This window comes from Pseudomonas palmensis (genome assembly GCF_017848315.1).
Classification (GTDB): Bacteria; Pseudomonadota; Gammaproteobacteria; order Pseudomonadales; family Pseudomonadaceae; genus Aquipseudomonas; species Aquipseudomonas palmensis.
This window is the reverse complement of record NZ_JAFKEC010000021.1, coordinates 36,451-56,937: the sequence shown is the minus strand read 5'-3', so window position 1 is coordinate 56,937 and position 20,487 is coordinate 36,451. Positions and strand designations below refer to the sequence as shown.

The 20,487-nt window shown below is 62.6% G+C and carries 16 protein-coding genes; 5 read left to right on the top strand and 11 right to left on the bottom strand.

Annotation, left to right across the window (positions count from 1 at the left end):
* The first annotated feature begins 40 nt into the window (after positions 1–40).
* The 3 genes from JZZ72_RS13485 (at position 41) to JZZ72_RS13475 (ending at position 5,898) form a co-directional block, all read left to right on the top strand.
* On the top strand, positions 41–1,372 hold the full coding sequence (locus JZZ72_RS13485; RefSeq protein ID WP_088514240.1) for a deoxyguanosinetriphosphate triphosphohydrolase: 1,332 nt from the start codon (positions 41–43) through the stop codon (positions 1,370–1,372).
* 237 nt (positions 1,373–1,609) lie between these two features.
* Positions 1,610–2,236, top strand: coding sequence for a response regulator transcription factor (locus JZZ72_RS13480; RefSeq protein WP_043864602.1), 627 nt, complete (start codon positions 1,610–1,612; stop codon positions 2,234–2,236).
* Between the two features lie 8 nt (positions 2,237–2,244).
* A complete protein-coding gene (locus JZZ72_RS13475; RefSeq protein WP_210014559.1) occupies positions 2,245–5,898 on the top strand; it encodes a transporter substrate-binding domain-containing protein in 3,654 nt (1,217 codons plus the stop codon).
* Positions 5,899–5,940: 42 nt separating this feature from the next.
* Here JZZ72_RS13475 and JZZ72_RS13470 read toward each other — a convergent pair whose 3' ends face one another.
* On the bottom strand, positions 5,941–6,285 hold the full coding sequence (locus JZZ72_RS13470) for a YggL family protein (RefSeq protein ID WP_043864604.1): 345 nt from the start codon (positions 6,283–6,285) through the stop codon (positions 5,941–5,943).
* Positions 6,286–6,500: 215 nt separating this feature from the next.
* Between JZZ72_RS13470 and dacB the strand changes: the two genes are divergently transcribed.
* Positions 6,501–7,964, top strand: coding sequence for a D-alanyl-D-alanine carboxypeptidase/D-alanyl-D-alanine endopeptidase (gene dacB, locus JZZ72_RS13465; RefSeq protein WP_043864605.1), 1,464 nt, complete (start codon positions 6,501–6,503; stop codon positions 7,962–7,964).
* A gap of 85 nt (positions 7,965–8,049) precedes the next feature.
* On the opposite strand, the gene rlmKL is transcribed toward dacB, so the two are convergent.
* Positions 8,050–10,248, bottom strand: coding sequence for a bifunctional 23S rRNA (guanine(2069)-N(7))-methyltransferase RlmK/23S rRNA (guanine(2445)-N(2))-methyltransferase RlmL (gene rlmKL, locus JZZ72_RS13460; protein ID WP_210014558.1), 2,199 nt, complete (start codon positions 10,246–10,248; stop codon positions 8,050–8,052).
* Between the two features lie 540 nt (positions 10,249–10,788).
* Here rlmKL and rmf point away from each other — a divergent pair.
* Entirely contained in the window at positions 10,789–11,004 is a 216-nt protein-coding gene (rmf, locus tag JZZ72_RS13455; RefSeq protein WP_078479587.1) for a ribosome modulation factor, read from the top strand.
* Between the two features lie 94 nt (positions 11,005–11,098).
* Here the strand turns inward: rmf and JZZ72_RS13450 are convergent, their stop codons facing one another.
* The 9 genes from JZZ72_RS13450 to ppsA all read right to left on the bottom strand — a co-directional run bounded on the left by JZZ72_RS13450 (position 11,099) and on the right by ppsA (position 20,364).
* Positions 11,099–12,124 (bottom strand): quinone-dependent dihydroorotate dehydrogenase, encoded by a 1,026-nt coding sequence (locus tag JZZ72_RS13450; protein WP_210014557.1) that lies wholly within the window; start codon positions 12,122–12,124, stop codon positions 11,099–11,101.
* A gap of 154 nt (positions 12,125–12,278) precedes the next feature.
* Complete coding sequence (locus JZZ72_RS13445; RefSeq protein ID WP_043864608.1) at positions 12,279–13,322, bottom strand: OmpA family protein; 1,044 nt, start codon at positions 13,320–13,322, stop codon at positions 12,279–12,281.
* A gap of 109 nt (positions 13,323–13,431) precedes the next feature.
* Complete coding sequence (sigX, locus tag JZZ72_RS13440; RefSeq protein ID WP_010223317.1) at positions 13,432–13,998, bottom strand: RNA polymerase sigma factor SigX; 567 nt, start codon at positions 13,996–13,998, stop codon at positions 13,432–13,434.
* A 112-nt stretch (positions 13,999–14,110) separates the two neighbouring features.
* Positions 14,111–14,935, bottom strand: a complete 825-nt coding sequence (locus JZZ72_RS13435) for a mechanosensitive ion channel family protein (RefSeq protein ID WP_043864609.1) — start codon at positions 14,933–14,935, stop codon at positions 14,111–14,113.
* A gap of 2 nt (positions 14,936–14,937) precedes the next feature.
* Positions 14,938–15,186 (bottom strand): hypothetical protein, encoded by a 249-nt coding sequence (locus JZZ72_RS13430; protein ID WP_043864610.1) that lies wholly within the window; start codon positions 15,184–15,186, stop codon positions 14,938–14,940.
* A 98-nt stretch (positions 15,187–15,284) separates the two neighbouring features.
* Positions 15,285–16,280 carry a zinc transporter ZntB gene (locus JZZ72_RS13425; RefSeq protein ID WP_043864611.1) on the bottom strand — a complete coding sequence of 332 codons (996 nt, stop codon included), beginning with the start codon at positions 16,278–16,280 and terminating at the stop codon, positions 15,285–15,287.
* A gap of 27 nt (positions 16,281–16,307) precedes the next feature.
* A complete protein-coding gene (gene rraA / locus JZZ72_RS13420; protein ID WP_210014556.1) occupies positions 16,308–16,796 on the bottom strand; it encodes a ribonuclease E activity regulator RraA in 489 nt (162 codons plus the stop codon).
* Between the two features lie 91 nt (positions 16,797–16,887).
* Entirely contained in the window at positions 16,888–17,880 is a 993-nt protein-coding gene (locus JZZ72_RS13415) for an alpha/beta fold hydrolase (protein ID WP_043864613.1), read from the bottom strand.
* A 108-nt stretch (positions 17,881–17,988) separates the two neighbouring features.
* Entirely contained in the window at positions 17,989–20,364 is a 2,376-nt protein-coding gene (gene ppsA / locus JZZ72_RS13410; RefSeq protein WP_210014555.1) for a phosphoenolpyruvate synthase, read from the bottom strand.
* Positions 20,365–20,487 lie beyond the last annotated feature (123 nt).

The window sequence follows — 20,487 nt, the reverse complement described above, 5'->3', positions numbered from 1 at the left end:
ACGGGAAGCTAGGGGCCTGCCCCGCACTGGAGAACCGGCCTTGGACTGGCACACACTGCTTACCCGCGAACGCCTCGGCAAAACCCTGCACAGCCCCGAAGAACTCGGGCGCAGCCCCTTCCACAAGGACCACGACCGGATCATCTTCTCGGGTGCCTTTCGCCGCCTGGGGCGCAAGACCCAGGTACACCCGGTCACCAGCAACGATCACATCCACACGCGCCTGACCCACTCGCTGGAGGTCAGTTGCGTGGGCCGCTCGCTGGGCATGCGGGTGGGCGAGACACTGCGCGACAGCCTGCCGGACTGGTGCGCGCCCAGCGACCTGGGCATGGTGGTGCAGTCTGCCTGCCTGGCCCACGATATCGGCAACCCGCCGTTCGGCCACTCCGGCGAGGACGCAATCCGGCACTGGTTCCAGCAGGCCGCCGGACGCGGCTGGCTGGATGCGATGAGCGATGCCGAACGGGGCGACTTCCTCAATTTCGAAGGCAATGCCCAGGGCTTTCGCGTGTTGACCCAACTGGAGTATCACCAGTTCGATGGCGGCACGCGCCTCACCTACGCCACCCTGGGCACCTACCTCAAGTACCCCTGGAGCGCCCGCCACGCCGATGCCCTGGGCTACAAGAAGCACAAGTTCGGCTGCTACCAGAGCGAGTTGCCGCTGCTGGAGCAGATCGCACGCAAGCTGGGCATGCCGCAACTCGAGCCGCAACGCTGGGCCCGGCACCCGCTTGTGTACCTGATGGAGGCCGCCGACGATATCTGCTATGCGCTGATCGACCTGGAAGACGGCCTGGAAATGGAGCTGCTCGACTACGCCGAGGTAGAAGCGCTGCTGCTGGGGCTGGTGGGTGACGACCTGCCGCAAACCTACCGCCAGCTGGGCCCCGGGGATTCGCGCCGGCGCAAGCTGGCGATCCTGCGCGGCAAGGCGATCGAGCACCTGACCAACGCCGCCGCACGGGCATTCGTCGAGCAGCAGCAAGCCTTGCTGGCCGGCACCCTGCACGGCGACCTGGTCGAGCACATGCACGGCCCGGCCAAGCGCTGTGTGCTGCAGGCCAAGGACATGGCGCGCAAGAAGATCTTCCAGGACAAGCGCAAGACACTGCATGAAATCGGTGCCTACACCACGCTGGAGATTCTGCTCAATGCATTTTGCGGCGCAGCGCTGGAACAGCACGGCGGACGCACGCCATCGTTCAAGCACCGGCGCATCCTTGACCTGCTGGGCAACAATGCACCCGACCCCAACAGCACATTGCACAGCGCCTTCCTGCGCATGATCGACTTCATTGCCGGCATGACCGACAGCTATGCCAGCGAAATGGCCCGCGAAATGACCGGGCGTTCAAGCCCGGTCTGATGCAGTTGACCCGATCAATACGCTGCAACTTCCACGTATGTAACGTAGGCGATTGCAGCCGTATTGATTAGTGCGCAAAACGATATGGCGCGCTTGAAAATCAACTATTTGTAGCCTTGCGCCCAACTTATTGTAGGAATTTTCCCATATTAAGTTTGAGCGCAACTCTATTTACGTGCACGCCTTCCAACTGGGCTATGGTGCGGCTTCTTTATGGCCCCTACCTGGAAGGTGATTATGCACTCCGTATTTATTGTCGACGATCATCCCGTCATTCGCCTGGCTGTACGCATGTTGCTGGAGAACGAGGGTTATCGGGTCACCGGCGAATCCGACAATGGCGTGGACGCCATGCAGATGACCCGCGAAACCGTGCCCGACCTGATCATCCTCGACATCGGCATCCCCAAGCTGGATGGCCTGGAAGTGCTGTCGCGCTTCAACAGCATGGCCGTGCCGATGAAGGTTCTGGTGCTGACTGCGCAATCACCCGTACTGTTTGCAACACGCTGCATGTTGTCGGGGGCCTGCGGTTATGTATGCAAGCAGGAGGACCTCAGCGAGTTGCTCAGTGCCATCAAGGCGGTACTTTCCGGTTACAACTATTTCCCCAGCCAGGCAATAAACCCACTTCGCCATCAGGACAGCGGCGACAGCGAGATGGAACTGTTCAAGACCGTCAATGATCGCGAACTGATGGTTCTGCAACTGTTTGCCCAGGGCAAGAGCAACAAGGAAATTGCGTCCGGCATGTTTCTCAGCAATAAAACCGTGAGCACCTATAAAAAACGCCTGATGCAGAAACTCAAGGCCAACTCGCTGGTGGAACTGATCGAGATGGCCAAACGCAACGCGCTGGTATGAGTGCGAGCATGGCCAAACGTCTTCTGTTGTTCTGCCTGCTGTTCGCCGGGGCCTGCCTCGCCCCTTCGCTCTGCGCCAACGAACCCGGCGAGCGCAGCTACGAGCTGCTCAGCCGCAGCGGCCTGGCGGCCATGGCTGTAACCCCCACACCGGCCCAGGCCGACTGGCTCGACAAGCATGACGTGCTGGTACTGGGCACTTCGGCACCGGACTACGCGCCGTTCGACATCACCGCCAGTGGCCGCGATTACGAGGGCCTGACCGCCGACTACGCCGGCCTGATCGGCAATACCTTGAACCGGCCCATTCGGGTCAAGCGCTTCGCCAACCGCGACAAGGCCCTGCAAGCCCTGATAGACGGGCACATCGACCTGCTGGGAAGTGCCAATGGCTACGATGCCGCCCTCCCCGAGGTGGCCCTGTCGCGCCCCTATGCCGAAGACCTGCCGGTGCTGGTCACCCGCGAAAATGAAACCCGGGCACTGGACAACGGCCTCAAGGGGCTGCGCCTGAGCGTGGTTGCCCATTACCTGCCATTGAGCGAGGTTCGCGCCACCTACCCCAACGCCACGGTGCAGACCTACAGCTCCTACCACAATGCCCTCAACGCGGTGGCCTTCGAACAGGCCGACGTGTTCCTGGGGGACGCCTTGTCGACCTATTACCAGATCAACCAGGGCTACCTGAAAAACCTCAAGATGGTGAACTTCGGCAAACACGAGCCTGTGGGCTTCAGCTTCGCCCTGCGAGCCGACAACCCGCTGCTGCTCGAGCTGGTCAATACCACCCTGGATGCGGTCACCAGCGCCATGCGCACCAGTATCTTCCAGCGCTGGAGCATCGGCGACGGCATGCTGCTGACTGATCGCAAGCTGCAACTTTCCCCACGCGAACAACGCTGGCTGGCGGCACACCCGGTGGTGCGTGTGGTGGTGGACGAAAACGCCGCGCCGCTGTCGTTCTACGACAGTGCCAACAACCTGCGAGGTATCGTTGCCGACCTGCTCGAGCTGATCCGTCTGCGCACCGGCCTGCGTTTCGAGATCCATCGCAGCGCCGGCATCAGCGACATGATCGACCAGTTGCACCAGGGTCGCGCCGACGTCATCGCCACCATCACGCCCAGCACACAGCGCGAAGCCACCCTGAACATCAGCCGGCCCTACCTGGAGAACGCCTACGTGCTGGTCACGCGCAAGGGCGAGGACGAACCTGCCTCGCTGCGCCAGCTGTATGGCAAGCGCCTGGCCGTGACCCGCGGCAGTACGCTCAACGACGGGCTGCGCATTCGCCATGGCGGCATCGAGCTGGTTGAAACGGAAAGCCCCGCAGCCTCCGCCGAACTGCTGTCGCGTCACCAGGTGGACGGCATGGTCACCGCGCTGATCAATGCCAATTTCAGGCTCACCACCCAAAAGCAGCTGATCATCCGCGCCAACATCGGCGACGAGCCGGCGACCTACTCCATGGCCACCGCCCAGGGCGCCGACGAACTGACCTCTATCCTCGACAAGGCCCTGCTTAGCATCCCGCCCCAGGAGCTGGGCGCAATCAATGGCCGCTGGCGCGATTTCAGCGGCGAACCCAGCTCCTACTGGCAAAGCCACCAGCGCTTCATCATTCAACTGGTGCTGGGCACTGGCCTGCTGCTGATCCTGTCGCTGGCCTGGAACGGCTGGATGCGTCGCCAGATCAAGAAGCGCGAGCAGATCGAGCGCGCCCTGGGCGACCAGCTCGAGTTCATGCGGGCGCTGGTCAACGGCACGCCGCACCCGATCTACGTGCGTGACCGCCAAGGCCTGCTCAAGAGCTGCAACGACAGCTACCTGCAGGCCGTTGAGGCGCGCGCCGAAGAGGTACTGGGCAAGTCCATCCACGATGCGCCGCTCACCGATGCCGACAATGCCAGTCAGTTTCAGGCGGACTACCAGCAGGTGATGAACGAAGGCCTGCCATTGATCGTCGACCGCCCCATGATGCTGAAGAACCGCGAGCTGACCATCTACCACTGGGTACTGCCGTACCGCGACTCGCTGGGCGAGGTACAGGGCATCATCGGCGGCTGGCTGGACATCAGCGACCGCCGCCAGCTGATCCAGGAACTGCGCCAGGCCAAGGAGCAGGCCGATAACGCCAACCGCGCAAAAAGCAAGTTCCTGGCCACCATGAGCCACGAGATCCGTACCCCCATGAACGCGGTGATCGGCATGCTCGAGCTGGCACTCAAGCGCGCCGATGCCGGGCACCTCGACCGTCCCGCCATCGAGGTGGCCTACAGCTCGGCCAGGGACCTGCTGTCGCTGATCGGCGATATCCTCGACATCGCGCGTATCGAGTCCGGCCACATGAGCCTGAGCCCCCAGCGCGTCAACCTGGGTGAGCTGGTGGAGTCGGTGGGTCGGGTGTTCGAGGCCCTGGCCCGGCAGAAGGACCTCAGCCTGAGCCTGGTCATCGACGAGAGCGCCTGCCGCGACGTGCTGCTCGACCCGCTGCGCTTCAAGCAGATCCTCTCGAACCTGGTCAGCAACGCGATCAAGTTCACCGACCAGGGCCAGGTACGCGTGGACCTGGCCCTGCAACCGGGGGCCGGGCCCGATACCCTGCAACTGCTGCTCTCGGTCAGCGACAGCGGTATCGGCATCAGCGCGACCGACCAGCAGTACCTGTTCCAGCCCTTCGCCCAGGTCGCCCCCGACAGCCCGCTGGCACGCAGCGGCACCGGCCTGGGCCTGGTCATCAGCCGCAGCCTGTGCGCCATGATGGGCGGCCAGCTGACGCTGCACAGCGAACCGGGCACCGGGACCGAGGTGAAGATCAGCATGCCGCTGACGGGGCTGGCAGCCTGCGAGAAGCTCGCCGACCCCGTGCCCCAGCCGACCTTGCCGGCGCCGGCGGTGAAGGTGCTGGTGGTCGACGACCACCCGGCCAACCTGCTGCTGATGGGCCAGCAGCTGGACTTTCTCGGCGTGCAGCACACCAATGCCGACAGCGGCCTGAGTGCGCTGCAGGCATGGCGCCTGGAGCCTTTCGACGTGTTGATCGTGGACTGCAACATGCCGCAGATGGACGGCTACCAGTTGGCCCAGGCCGTACGCGAGGAAGAGCGCATACTCGGGCGCGCGCCCTGCACCATCCTGGCCTACACCGCCAACACCCAACCTGAAGTGCGTGATCGCTGCCACGCCGCTGGCATGAACGACTGTCTGCTCAAACCCATCACCCTGCATGAACTCAGCCAGCGCCTGAACGACGCTCCCCTGTCGGCAGGCCGCGCCCGTGGCGACATGCCCCTGATCGACCTGATGGGGCTGGGGCCGATCATCGGCAACGACCCAGGCGAACTGCGCCGCCTGCTCGAACAGTTGCTCAGTTGCGCCCCGATCGACCGTCAGCAGCTGCTCGACGCCGATACTCGCGGCTCGCCGGCAATACTCAGGGACGCTGCACACAAGGTGCTGGGGGTGGCGCGCATGGTGCAGTCCGAGGCGCTGATGCTGGCCTGCGAACGGCTGGAAGCGGCGTGCGAGGACGCTGCGCCAGAACCTGTGCTCAGGCGACGCAAACGGCAGGTGCTAAGGGCAATGAACGAGGTGGATCAGGCGTTGCGCGATACGCTGGAGGCGCTGTCGCAGCCCACGGGAGCGGGGCCGATGCAGGGGTAGAACGCAAGCGGCAGCCACCAGGGCTGCCGCTTTGACGAGGTATCAGCTAGCCGGGTTGACCGGCTTTTCCGGATACCAGGCATCCAGCAACGGGCTGACTTCGATCTTGGTCAGCTCGCTGCGGCCTTTGAGCCATGCCTGCACTGCAGCACGCTGCTCTTCGGTGACCGAGCCACGATCTGCCTTGCAGACCAAACCGAAGTCGTCGCCGCCGACGTAGTCCAGGCCGTTGGCATCCATGGCTTCATCCAGGAAGGCGTCGAGGAAAGCGTCAATGGCTTCGTCGGACAGGTCTTCCTTGAACTCCAGGTTCAGTTCGAAACCCAGCTCCTGGAACTCGTCTACACACAGTTTTTTACGCAGACGGCGGGAACGGTTGGTCGCCATGAAACAATCCTCTTAAGTAATAACGCGCGGCACTTTACCAGTTCCACCGCGAAACTGCCTGAATAAAACCCGAAAAATCGCCGCACTGACAGGCATTGTTAGGCACATGGGCAGCATGCGTGGTGCATAATGCGCGCTATATTTTTCCATACCGGGGCCGTCACCCTATTGCGCTCTGGTTTTTTTCACCCCTCGCCTGCAGGGTTTCAGTGCAAATGACCACATCTCTACGTTCACTGCTGTTCGCCGGCCTGCTGCTGCCACTGGCCATGCCGGCCCACGCCGCCCCCGTCAACACCACCCTTTCGCCCAAGGTGCAACAGGCCCTCAAGACCAACAAGCTCGACGGCTCCGCGCTGTCGCTGGTGATGCTGCCGCTCAATGGCCCGGGCACACCCACGGTGTTCAACGCCGATGTGTCGGTCAACCCGGCCTCGACCATGAAACTGGTCACCACTTATGCCGCGCTGGAAATGCTCGGCCCGACCCACCAGTGGAAAACCGAGTTCTACACCGACGGCACCCTGAGCAACGGCACCCTCAACGGCAACCTGTACCTCAAGGGCGGCGGCGACCCCAAGCTGAACATGGAAAAACTCTGGTTGCTGATGCGCGACCTGCGCGCCAACGGCGTACAGACCATCAATGGCGACCTGGTGCTGGACCGCAGCCACTTCGTGCAGCCCCAGCTTCCCCAGTTCAACGACGACGGCGGCGATGAAAACAAGCCGTTCCTGGTCAAGCCCGACTCCCTGCTGGTCAACCTCAAGGCCTTGCGCTTCGTGGCACGCAACGATGGCGGCAAGGTCCTGGTATCGGTAGAGCCGCCCATCGCCAGCATCCGCATCGACAACCAGGTCAAGGCGGTACCGGGCAACCAGTGCAAGGGTGAAGTGCGCTACAACCCGGTGACCCAGGCCGACGGCGTCAGCGTGGTGGTCAGCGGCCAGTTGGCTGACGGTTGCAACTCCCAGACCTACCTGGCACTGCTCGACCACCAGACCTACGCCGCCGGCGCGGTACGTGCCATCTGGAACGAACTGGGCGGGCGCATCATGGGGGCTGACCGGGTTGCCGAAGTTCCCAAGAGTGCACGCCTGCTGGCCCGCGCATTCTCCCCGGACCTGGTGGAGGTGATCCGCGACATCAACAAATACAGCAACAACACCATGGCCCAGCAACTGTTCCTGAGCCTGGGCGCGCAGTACCGCACCGATGCCGACGGCGACGATGCCCGTGCCGCACAGCGCGTGGTGCGCCAGTGGCTGGCGAAGAAAGGCATCACCGCGCCGCATCTGGTCATGGAGAACGGTTCAGGGCTGTCGCGTGCCGAGCGTGTCAGCGCCAGGGAAATGGCCACCCTGCTGCAGGCAGCCTGGAAGAGCCCCTACGCTGCCGAATTCATCAGTTCGATGCCGCTGACCGGCATGGACGGCACCATGCGCAAGCGCCTCAAGCGCACCGCCATGACCGGTGAAGCACACATCAAGACCGGCACCCTGAATACGGTGCGTGCCATCGCCGGCTTCAGCCGCGACAGCAACGGCAACACCTGGGCGGTGGTGGCAATTCTCAACGACCCAAAACCCTGGGGCGCCTCGGCAGTGCTCGACCAGGTGCTGCTGGACCTGTACCGCCAGCCAAAGCTCAACAGCAGTACCGCAGCGCTGCAACCCTGAGCCGGGCTCAGGGCTCCACCCGGGCATGTAGGCGGTGGCTGCAAGGTAGCCACCCCCCACACGCCTGATCACATCCTGCGCGTCATCAGCGCGCCTGGATGCGCCATGCGCGGTGGATCTTGCTGTTGCGCGCGAAATCCGGGTCCAGGGTCTGGGCGGTGATCTCCTCGACCGCGTAACGCTCCTGCAGGTGTTCGTCGAGCTGGAACTTGCGGAAGTTGTTGGAGAAATACAGCACGCCACCCGGTGCCAGGCGCGCAACGGCCAGGTCAAGTAGCTCCACATGGTCACGCTGCACGTCGAATACCCCTTCCATGCGCTTGGAGTTGGAGAAGGTCGGCGGGTCGATGAAGATCAGCTCGTACTCCTCGCGGCAGGCCTGCAGCCACGCCATCACGTCGCCCTGCTCCAGGCGGTTCTTGTCCGAGAAGCCGTTGAGCGAGAAGTTGCGCCGTGCCCAATCCAGGTAGGTTTTCGACAGGTCGACACTGGTGGTGCTGCGCGCGCCACCCTTGGCCGCATGCACGCTGGCCGTGGCGGTATAGCAGAACAGGTTTAGGAAGCGTTTGCCGGCCGCCTCGCGCTGGATGCGCATGCGCATCGGGCGATGGTCGAGGAACAGCCCGGTATCGAGGTAGTCGGTCAGGTTGACCAGCAGCTTGACGCCGCCTTCGCTTACCTCGGTGAACTGCCCCTGGCTGCTCTGGCGCTCATACTGCTTGGTGCCGGATTGCCGCTCGCGCCGCTTGATCACTACGCGGCTCTGGTCGATGTTCAGCGCCTGGGGGATCGCCGCCAGGGCATCGAACAGACGCGCCTGGGCTTTTTCCGGGTCGATCGAACGCGGCGCGGCGTACTCCTGAACATGCACCCAGTCATGGTAGAGGTCGATGGCCAGCGCGTATTCCGGCATGTCGGCATCGTAGACGCGATAGCAGGTTATGTTCTCGCGCTTGGCCCACTTGCCCAGCTGCTTGAGGTTCTTCTGCAGGCGGTTGGCGAACATCTGCCCGCCTTCGCTCAGACGCGCCGGCTCACTGGCGACTGAAACCACGGGCTCGCTCGGCTCGCTGCCCCGCTCGCGCTCTGGCTGACGACGCTCGCCGGTGACGAACTGATCGGGCTGCACCCTGATCAGCAGCAGCTTGCACGGCAGCGCGCCGTTCCAGAAGGCGTACTGCTTGTGGCTGCGAATACCCATGCGCTTGCCCAGATCGGGCGCGCCGGTGAATACCGCCGCCTCCCAGTTCAGGCAGGCCTGGCGCAGGCGTTCACCCAGGTTCTGGTAGAGATACAGCAGGCTGGCTTCATCACCCAGACGCTCACCGTAGGGCGGGTTGCAGATTACCAGGCCCTTCTGGTTCTGGTCGGGACGCGGCTCGAAGCTGCCCACTTCGCCCTGGTAGATCTTGATCCAGTCGCTCAGGCCCGCACGCTCGACATTGTTGCGCCCTGGCTGGATCAGCCGCGGATCGGCCTCGTAGCCGCGGATCCACAGCGGCGGACGTGCCAGCCCGGCTTCGGCGCGCGCCTTGGCCTCGTCGTGCAGCTTGCGCCACAGCGCCGGCACGTGACCCAGCCAGGCGCTGAAGCCCCAGCGCTCGCGGCGCAGGTTCGGCGCGATATCGGCGGCAATCATCGCCGCCTCCACCAGGAAGGTACCCACACCGCACATCGGGTCGGCCAGCGCGCCGCCCTGGGCGGCAATACGCGGCCAGCCAGCACGGATCAGCACGGCAGCGGCAAGGTTTTCCTTCAGTGGCGCAGCCCCCTGCTGCAGACGGTAGCCTCGCTGGTGCAGGCTGTGGCCGGACAGGTCCAGGGACAGAATCGCCTCGCCGCGTTCCAGGCGCAGGTGCACACGCAGATCGGGGTTGAGCTTGTCTACCGAAGGCCGCTCGCCCGTCGCGTTGCGCAGCTTGTCGACGATGGCATCCTTGACCTTGAGCGCGCCGAAGTGGGTGTTGTCGATGCCCGAGCCGTGCCCGCTGAACTCCACGGCCAGGCTGCCAGTGGCTTCCAGGTGATCCTGCCAGTCGACGGCGTTGACCCCGTCATACAGGTCATCGGCGTTCTTCATGTTGAAGCGCTTGAGCACCAGCAGTACGCGGTTGCCCAGACGCGACCAGAGGCACAGGCGATAGGCGGTTTCCATGTCGGCTTCGCCGCGAATGGCCGAGGTGTGCTCTCGCACATCCTCCAGGCCCAGCCCACGGGCTTCTTCGGCAAGCAGGCCTTCCAGGCCCTTGGGGCAGGTGAGATAGAGTTCGAAACGGTCCGACATGAGTAATCCAAGCCTTGAGCAATAGGTGAAAAGGCAAGCGCATCGCCCCTTCGCTGTTTGATCGAACGCCTTCCAGCAGGCGTTCGAATGGCGCTGACATGGCGCCGGGCCGCCGGACAACGGCCATTTACCCCAGGGTAAAAAGGCTTTGATCGTCCGGCAGAATGAAAAATTCTAGTAAAACTGCGACTTTTTATGACCCTTCGTCGTTTTGAGCCCCTGCGTTGGAAGTGATTCTCAACGATGGCGTTCTGACCTGAGCCATGAGCAAAGCCTGATCATAGCTGGCTTTGCCTTCATTTCGCCGCTGAAGCAATTTTTTACTTATCCCCTGACCCTTGGAAAGGTTACGTCCTTATGACAAAACGATCATTCACACTGTGACCTGCATTGGTTAGAACTCGTATCAGGTTGTCCTGCAACGGGGCAACACTTCCAGCTCGCCACGCCGGCAGCGAGCGCATAACCGGCAGAACGACTCTGCCCGGCCTCAGCCGAGGCCGACGGGACATTACAGTCAACAAGTGAGGGCAACACCCTATGAGAAGACTTAAGCGTGATCCGTTGGAAAGAGCATTTTTACGTGGCTACCAATATGGGGTCACCGGCAAATCCCGCGAGCTTTGCCCTTTTACTCTACCGTCAGTACGCCAAGCCTGGGTCAACGGCTGGCGCGAGGGACGTGGCGACAACTGGGACGGTATGACCGGCACTGCGGGTATCCATAGACTCAACGAACTTCACGCCGTTGGCTGAACGAGGATCTGAATTCTAGTCACCATGCACGCTCTATCCGAGCGGCGGGCTGCGGCCCAGGGGCCCCTTTTGAGGGGCCCTTTTTTATGCCCGCTCAGCGTGGCCCCATGGCGGCGATGGCGTCCACCGACTCGCGAATCAGCGCAGGCCCCTTGTAGATGAACCCGGAGTAGATCTGCACAAGGCTTGCACCGGCAGCGATCTTCTCGGCGGCGTGCTTGCCTTCGGTGATACCGCCTGCTGCGATGATCGGCAGCTTGCCACCCAGTTCGGCGGCCAGCATACGCACCGTGTGGGTACTCTTGTCGCGTACCGGGGCGCCCGACAGCCCACCGGCCTCGTCAGCATGCGCCAGGCCTTCCACGCCTTCGCGGCTGAGGGTGGTGTTGGTCGCGATCACTGCGTCCATGCCAGTGGCCAGCAAAGCCGACGCCACCTGTGCGGTTTCCTCATCGCTCATGTCCGGGGCAATCTTGATGGCCAGTGGTACGCGCTTGGCATGGGTCAGGGCCAACGCCTCACGGCGCTCGGCCAGGGCCTGGAGCAGTTGCTTGAGCGAATCGCCAAACTGCAGGCTGCGCAGGCCCGGGGTGTTGGGCGAACTGACGTTGACGGTGACGTAGCTGGCGTGACCGTAGACCTTCTCCAGGCAGATCAGGTAATCGTCCACTGCCCGCTCCACCGGGGTATCGAAGTTCTTGCCGATATTGATGCCCAGCACGCCATGGTAACTGGCCGCACGCACACGCTCGAGCAGATGGTCGACGCCCAGGTTGTTGAAGCCCATGCGGTTGATGATCGCCTCGGCTTCAGGCAGGCGGAACAGCCGCGGCTTGGGATTGCCTGGCTGCGGGCGCGGGGTCACGGTGCCGATCTCGACGAAACCGAAGCCCAGTTGAGCGAAGCCGTCGATGGCGGCACCGTTCTTGTCCAGCCCCGCTGCCAGCCCGACCGGGTTGGCGAACTGCAAGCCCATGACGGTTACCGGCAACTGCGCCGGCGCCTTGGTCAACAGCCCGTTGAGGCCCAGGCGCCCACCTGCACCGATCAGGTCCAGCGACAGGTCGTGGGAGGTTTCCGGGGACAGTTTGAACAGCAGCTGGCGGGCCAGGGTATACATGGGCAGGCTTAGCTCGAGGTGTGGGAAGGCAGCGATTATAGCGGTGCAGCCGCCACGAAGACAGGCCCGCGTACGCCTTGCACCCACCGCCCGATCAAATCGCAGGCAAAGAAAAGCCCGGCCGGAGCCGGGCTTTTCTCAAGCGTCAGACCAATTACTTGGCTTGGGCTTCTACTTGAGCTTCAACGCGACGGTTGACAGCGCGACCAGCTTCGGTGGCGTTGTCAGCTACCGGACGGGTCTCACCGTAGCCAACCGATTCAACGCGGTTCGACTCAACACCGTACTGGTTGGTCAGAACCTGCTTCACGGCGTTTGCACGACGCTCGGACAGCTTCTGGTTGTAAGCGTCAGGACCGACGGAGTCAGTGTGACCTTCAACAGTGGTGGTGGTGGATGGGTACTGCTTCATGAAGTCAGCCAGGTTCTTGATGTCGCCGTAGCTGTTTGGCTTGACGACCGACTTGTCGAAGTCGAACTTGACGTCCAGCTCTACACGAACGACTTCAGCAACAGCCGGGCAGCCATCAGCGTCAACGGTGACGTTGGCTGGGGTGTCAGGGCACTTGTCGACGTTGTCGCACACGCCATCGTTGTCGCTGTCGGAGCAGACTTCAGCTACTGGAGCTGGCGCAGGAGTCGGTGCAACCTTGCCACCGCTACCACCGAAGTTCAGACCCAGACCCAGGGATGGGCCCCACTCGGTGTTGCCGTTGTCGATGTTGTACATCGCTTCAACGCCAGCACGGGCGAACAGGTTGTCGGTGATGTACCACTTGGCGCCAGCGCCCAGGTTGGCGAAGGTGGAGTGATCGCGACCGTTACGGGTAGCTTGGCCCAGGCTCTCGTGAGCGAAACCAGCCGATACGTAAGGACGGATTGCGTCACCAACGGTACCCAGGTGGTAGGTGGCGTCCAGCTTGGCCTTGGAACCTTTGATGTCCTTGTTGAACACGTCGCCACGAGCGTTGTGAGTCTCGTTGTAGCCCAGGTCCAAGGACACGTCGTCGGTCAGGAAGTAACCGAGGCGAACACCAGGATTGGTGCCGTCGTTCTTGAAGTTACGCTCGCTGTCGTAGTACTGCTTGGTGACGTTGCCTTCAATTTCGACTGCGCCTTGGCCTTGTGCCAGAGCGCCGAAGGAAGTTGCGGCAACAAAAGAACCAATGGCCAAGCCCAAGGTGTTTTTCAATTTCATCCGTTAAATCCCCATCTGGTGATTGTTAAGTAGTCCCACCAAACCCGGGGGACAACTCGTCGACAAGTTTAGCAGACCTTGTCGATACGTTAGAGATATTTGCGACTCACTAAGTTTCGGTGAGGCCCGCAAATTTCTCGCGTAGCTTGTCGAGCGCACGCTTGTAGCGCATTTTCGTGGCGCTCAGGCCCATGTGCATGATGTCGGCGATCTCCTGGAACTCCAGCTCTGCGACAAATCGTAGCACCAGGATTTCGCGGTCGATCGGGTTCACATGAACCAGCCATTTATCCAGCCCGCCTTTCTCTTCCGGTTTGGGGGCCTTCTCTTCAGAGGCCTCCTCGAGCGGATCGAGACTTAGCGCATCCATCAAACGACGTTTGCGCCGCTCCTTGCGGTACTGGGTGATGCATTCGTTGTAGGTGATGCTGTAGAGCCAGGTCTTGAATTTCGACTTGCCTTCGAAATTCTTCAGGCCGTACAGCACCTTCAACATCACCTCCTGACAGACATCGTCAGCATCCCGATCGTTCCCCAGATAACGTGCACACACGTTAAAAAGGGTCCGCTGGTAGCGCCGCATGAGCTCTTCATAGGCGCGAGTAACATGAAAAAGCTCCTCATGCGAACGCGCCACCAACTCCTCATCAGTGAGCTCGCGGGGGTCGTAACGCATGGGCAGCGAGTGAACTTTATTCAAAACAAATCTGGCCGACAGTCAGGTCATTGTCGCCGCTCGCCCTGCCTGGGCGATTTTGCGGCGGCATACATTAGCAGGATTTGCCCGGTTAGCGGCTACTGACCCGCTGCTCCAGGAGGATCCGGTTAGACAGCGATACCAGTTCACCCTCGTCGGTGAGCACGGTCGTCTTGACCGTGCCGATCTCTTCGATCTGCCCCTCGACCTCGCCAATCTGGACCTGCTGGCCGACCTGATAGAGCTCACGTACGTAAATTCCAGCCAGGATCTGCCCGGCGATTTCACGGCTGCCCAGGCCCATGGCCAGCGCAACTGCCAGACCAACGGTAATCAACCCGATGACAATCACGTGGTTGAGCAGGTCGGTCTTGACCTCCAACTGGCTGATGGCCACCGAAATGCTGATGATGATGACCAGGCCCTGGGCGATACGCCCGACCCCTGCGGCGTATTCCAGGCCGATGCCCTCGGCGGCACCGCGCACCAGGCCGTTGACGATCTGGGCCAGCAGCACACCGGCCAGCAGCACCAGCGCACCGCCAAACACCTTGGGCAGGTACAGCGCCAGCATGTCCAGGGTCGCCGAAACACGTTCAAGCCCCAGGGATTCGGCGGCCGAAACCAGGAAGATCAGCAGCACGAACCAGTAGACGATCTTGCCGATCAGCGTCGAGATCGGCACCTGGATGCCCACCCGGCTGAGCATCTTGGTCAGGCCGGTGCCGCCCATCAGGCGATCCAGGCCAAGCTTGGCCAGCAGCTTGGACAACAGGGTATCGAGCAGCTTGGCAACCACAAAGCCCAGCAGCACCACCACCAGCGCCCCAAACAGGTTGGGGATGAAGTTGGCGACTTTGGTCCACAAGGCGGTCATCGCCGCCACCAAGCTCTGGGTCCAGAGATCAAGTTCCATAATCAATCAGCCTTATCAGCTTTACGGGCAGAAGCGTTACGACGCACCGGCGCGACATGCGCCGAGCCATTGTTCACGGCGATCATCAGCGCCTGGCTCCAACGGCCGAGCAGGCTGAACAGATCGCCCGCGCCTACCTGACGGTTGGCGGTCTTGAGGACCCGGCCCAGGCAGGCGTCGTCGTCGCGGTCTTTGCCGGACGGCGAGGCCTTGAGCAGGTCCCGCAGGGATTCTTCAAACGGATCGTGCATGGGCACCTCGCGCAATGTCTGTCAAAGACGAGACGCTCATAGGGCGGGTCACATGAACAATCTGCGCAAATGTTGTAGGAAATTTCAAGAAAGTGCCCCTATACCCAGCGAAGACGGCGAAACAGCCACCATTGGCCCAGGGCCAGCACGAGCACCAGCAAGCTGGCATAAAGGAAGCCGTAGGGGTTTTCCGAACCCGGAATGCCCCCCACGTTGATGCCCAGCAAGCCGGTCAGAAAGCTCATGGGCAGGAAGATACAGGTGATGATTCCGAAGCGGTACATGGTCTTGTTCATGCGTTCGCTCAGGCGCCGGTCCTCGCTTTCAAGCACCAGCGCCACGCGCTCGCGGGTCAGTTCCAGCTCTTCGAGGTAGCGGATCAGGCTGTTGTTGAGCTCGTTCCAGTAGTCGGCATCGTCCGGCGCGAACCAAGGCCATTTGTTGCGCGCCAGCTGCGCATAGATTTCCCGCTGCGGCGCCAGGAACCGACGCAGGCCGGCGGCGCGTCGCCGCATCTGCTGCAGGCTGCCGTGCTCAGGCGTATACCGTTCGTCGGATTCGAGTTTTTCTTCCTCTTCATCCACCACTTCGGACAGGTCCGACACCAGCGCCTGGACCTTTTCGGTCAGCAACTGGGCCAGGCTCAGCAACAGCTCTGAGGCCGTGGTCGGGCCACGCCCCTCGTCCAGTTGCTGAAGCAGCTCGTCGGTGGCGCGCAGCGGCCGCAGGCGCAGCGAAATCACCCGCTGCGCCTGGGCGAAGATGCGCACCGACACCATGTCTTCGGGTTCGGCGCCCGGGTTGAGGTTGACCCCGCGCAGAAACAACAACATCTGCGCATCCGGTAAAGGCACCAGGCGCGGCCGGGTGTTTTCCTCCAGCAGCAGGTCACAGGCGAAGGGGCTCAGGCCGCTGTCATGGCGCAGCCAGGTCTGGGTTTGCGGGTGGCTGCGATCCCAGTGCAGCCACAGGCTCTGCTCCGGCTGCAACTGCAGATCGTCCAGTTCGGTTCGAGCGATCGAACGCGCACCGCCCTTGCCATCGAGTACCAGGGCATGCACCAGCCCCCACTGCGCGTTTTCTTCCTCGAACATCCCTACCCCACGCACCGTCAGCGAAAATTACTCGGGCATCTTCAACGGGCTGGGCGACACGATGACACCGTTGTTGTCAGCGTACACGTACTCCCCCGGCCGGAAGGTCACACCAGCGAACGTGACCACCACGTTCAGGTCACCAATGCCGCGCTTGTCGGTCTTCATCGGGTGGCTGGCCAGCGCCTGCACACCCAGATTGGTTTGCGCCAGCGCATCCACGTCACGCACGCAACCGTAGATCACCAGCCCTTCCCAGCCATTCTTGGCGGCCTTCTCGGCAATCATGTCACCCAGCAGCGCCCGGCGCAGCGAACCGCCGCCGTCGACCACCAGCACCTTGCCCTTGCCATCCAGGTCGGCTTGCGCCTTTACCAGCGAGTTGTCCTCGAAGCACTTGACGGTGACGATCTGACCGCCGAACGAATCGCGGCCGCCGAAGTTGCTGAACATCGGCTCCAGCACCTGCACCAGTTCCGGGTAGGCGTCACACAAGTCGGGGGTAAGGTAATGCATGGGAAACTCCTGTCGATGACCAATTGAATGGAAAGCGGATTTCACACGTTCACTGAAAATACGAAGCCGGCGCACCGGCGTTTAACCAAGGCTACACGCCGACGGGCTGCGGGTCACCTGTCTCGGCCGGGGCCAGCATGGCCTGCGGGTCGCTCAGCCAGCGCTCCACCAGCGGCCACACCTGGGCCTGGGCCGGTTTGCTGACCAGCATATCGACATGACCGAAATTGTCGAAGCCTTCCTCGCGCCCCAGCCGCACGAAACGCTTGTGCTCGCTGCCTATTTGCTCGAACAACTTGCGACAGGCCCACACCGGGTCCTGGTGATCTCCGGCCCCAGCCACCGCCAGCACCGGCACGCGAACCTCGGCAAGCCCGGCCCACCAGTCGCTCTGCTTGTCGCCAAAGCGTCCGAACAGGCCGAACCAGCGCATGCTTTCCAGCGCCAGGCCGATGGGCTCATCTTCGGGCCCGCGCTTGAGCCGCGAACCTGACAGGTGTGCAAAGCGCTTGAGCAGCAGGCGCCCGCCCCACTCCACCGGTGGGATTTTCAATGGCCAGTAGGTACGGCTGACCTGAGTGCCGAAAAAGGCCGCACTGGCGACCTGCTCCTGGGCCAGGTAAGCCCCGCCCAATGCTGCCGCCAGCGTGGTACCGCCCAGCGAGTGGCCAAGCCAGTGCGGGGTGCGCCCGCTCACCTCGCACACGAACGCGGCAATTGCCGGCAGATCGTAACGGGCATAGTCCGCCACACGGTTGTGGCGGTAGTCGCGGTTGCGGGGTGACAGCCCATGGCCGCGCATTTCCGGTATCCACACGTCGAAACCGGCGCGTGCCAGGGTCGCGCCCAGGCCGATACCGCGCGGCGAGAACCAGAAGCGCCGGTTGGAAAAGCTGCCATGCAACAGGATGACCGGGGCACCGCGCACCTCGCTCTGGTCGGCCATGCCAAGGCGTGTCAGCGCCAGCTCGACCGTACGGTCGGGGCTGTTGCCGGCCTTGAGCCGATACACATCTTCGCTGAGGTCGCCGCGCCGCTCGGCACTGAGCAGGGCAACGGGAAAAAGAGTACTGCTGCTTTGCATAGGTTACTTGCACAAAAAAGGGCGAGCCCATCACTGGATCACGCCCTGAAAATCCGTTGAAGCGGCCGCCCGACGCCTCCTGGCTGGCGGCCGCTCCTCTTCAGCGCATCAGGCCTGGGCCTGGCCCTCGGCCAGGAAGAACCAGGTTTCGAGCACCGAGTCAGGGTTCAGCGAGACGCTTTCGATGCCCTGCTCCATCAGCCACTTGGCCAGGTCAGGGTGGTCGGAAGGGCCCTGGCCGCAGATACCGATGTACTTGCCGGCCTTGTTGCAGGCCTGGATGGCGTTGGCCAGCAGCTTCTTGACCGCAGGGTTACGCTCGTCGAACAGGTGCGCAATGATGCCGGAGTCGCGGTCCAGGCCCAGGGTCAGCTGGGTCAGGTCGTTGGACCCGATGGAGAACCCGTCGAAGTACTCGAGGAACTCATCGGCCAGGATCGCGTTGGAGGGCAGCTCGCACATCATGATCACACGCAGGCCGTTGACGCCACGGCCCAGGCCGTTCTCGGCCAGCAGGTCGACCACCTGGCTGGCTTCGCCCAGGGTCCGTACGAACGGCACCATGATCTCGACGTTGGTCAGGCCCATTTCGTCGCGCACGCGCTTGAGTGCACGGCACTCGAGCTCGAAGCAGTCACGGAACGATTCGCTGATGTAGCGCGAGGCGCCACGGAAGCCCAGCATCGGGTTTTCTTCTTCCGGCTCGTACAGCTTGCCGCCGATCAGGTTGGCGTACTCGTTGGACTTGAAGTCCGACAGGCGCACGATGACCTTCTTCGGCCAGAACGCTGCGGCCAGGGTGCTGATGCCCTCGACCAGCTTCTCGACGTAGAAACCGACCGGATCGCCGTAGCCGGCAATGCGCTTGTCGACGCTTTCCTTGAGCTCGGCCGGCAGGCCGGCATAGTTGAGCAGTGCCTTGGGGTGCACGCCGATCATGCGGTTGATGATGAATTCCAGGCGCGCCAGGCCGACACCGGCGTTGGGCAGCTGGGCAAAATCGAATGCGCGATCCGGGTTGCCGACGTTCATCATGATCTTGAACGGCAGGTCGGGCATGGCATCTACCGAGTTCTGGCGAATGTCGAAGCCCAGCTCGCCTTCGAAGATGAAGCCGGTATCGCCTTCGGCGCACGACACGGTCACGCCCTGGTCATCCTTGAGCAGCTGGGTGGCGTTGCCGCACCCGACCACCGCTGGAATGCCCAGTTCACGGGCAATGATCGCGGCGTGGCAGGTACGCCCGCCACGGTTGGTGACAATGGCGCTGGCGCGCTTCATCACCGGTTCCCAGTCCGGGTCGGTCATGTCGGACACCAGCACGTCGCCGGGCTGGACCTTGTCCATCTCCGAAACGTCCTTGATGATCCGCACCTTGCCGGCGCCGATGCGCTGGCCGATGGCACGGCCTTCCACCAGCACGGTGCCGGTTTCCTTGAGCAGGTAGCGCTCCATGACGTTGGCCTGGGCGCGGCTCTTCACGGTTTCAGGGCGCGCCTGCACGATGTACAGCTTGCCGTCGTCACCGTCCTTGGCCCACTCGATGTCCATCGGGCACTTGTAGTGCTGCTCGATGATCATGGCCTGCTTGGCCAGCTCGCTGACCTCTTCGTCGCTCAGGCAGAAACGGGTGCGGTCGGCCTTGTCGACATCGACGGTCTTGACCGAACGACCGGCCTTGGCCTCGTCGCCGTAGATCATCTTGATGGCCTTGCTGCCCAGGTTGCGGCGCAGGATGGCCGGGCGCCCGGCTTGCAGGGTGCCCTTGTGCACGTAGAATTCGTCGGGGTTGACTGCGCCCTGCACGACGGTTTCGCCCAGGCCGTAGGCGCCGGTGATGAACACCACGTCACGGAAACCCGACTCGGTGTCCAGGGTGAACATCACGCCGGCGGTGCCGGTTTCGGAACGCACCATGCGCTGCACGCCGGCCGACAGGGCCACCAGCTTGTGGTCGAAGCCCTGGTGCACGCGGTAGGAAATGGCGCGGTCGTTGAACAGCGAGGCGAACACTTCCTTGGCCGCGCGGATCACGTTGTCCACGCCGCGGATGTTCAGGAAGGTTTCCTGCTGCCCGGCAAACGAGGCGTCCGGCAGGTCTTCGGCAGTGGCCGAGGAACGCACGGCGACAGCCATGTTCGGGTTGCCCTGGGACATTTCGGCGAAGGCGGTACGGATTTCGGTGTTCAGCCGCTCGGGGAATTCGGCTTCCATGATCCACTGGCGGATCTGTGCGCCGGTGCGGGCCAGGGCATTGACGTCATCCACATCCAGCGCGTCGAGGGCGGCATGGATCTGGGCGTTCAGGCCGCTCTGCTCGAGAAAGTCACGATACGCCTGAGCCGTAGTGGCAAAGCCGCCGGGGACCGATACACCGGCGCCCGCGAGATTACTGATCATCTCTCCGAGGGATGCGTTCTTGCCCCCCACATGCTCTACATCATGGACGCCGAGCTTATCGAGGGAAACTACGTACTCTACCAAGGTGATCTCTCCACTAACTGTGTTGGAAAAGCTCATGACGCCGGTCAGTTCGCTGTGACCGTACCGGGCGTTTGTGGCCTGGACCTGGAAAATAAGTGAGAATGCCGACCAGGGATGTTCGGC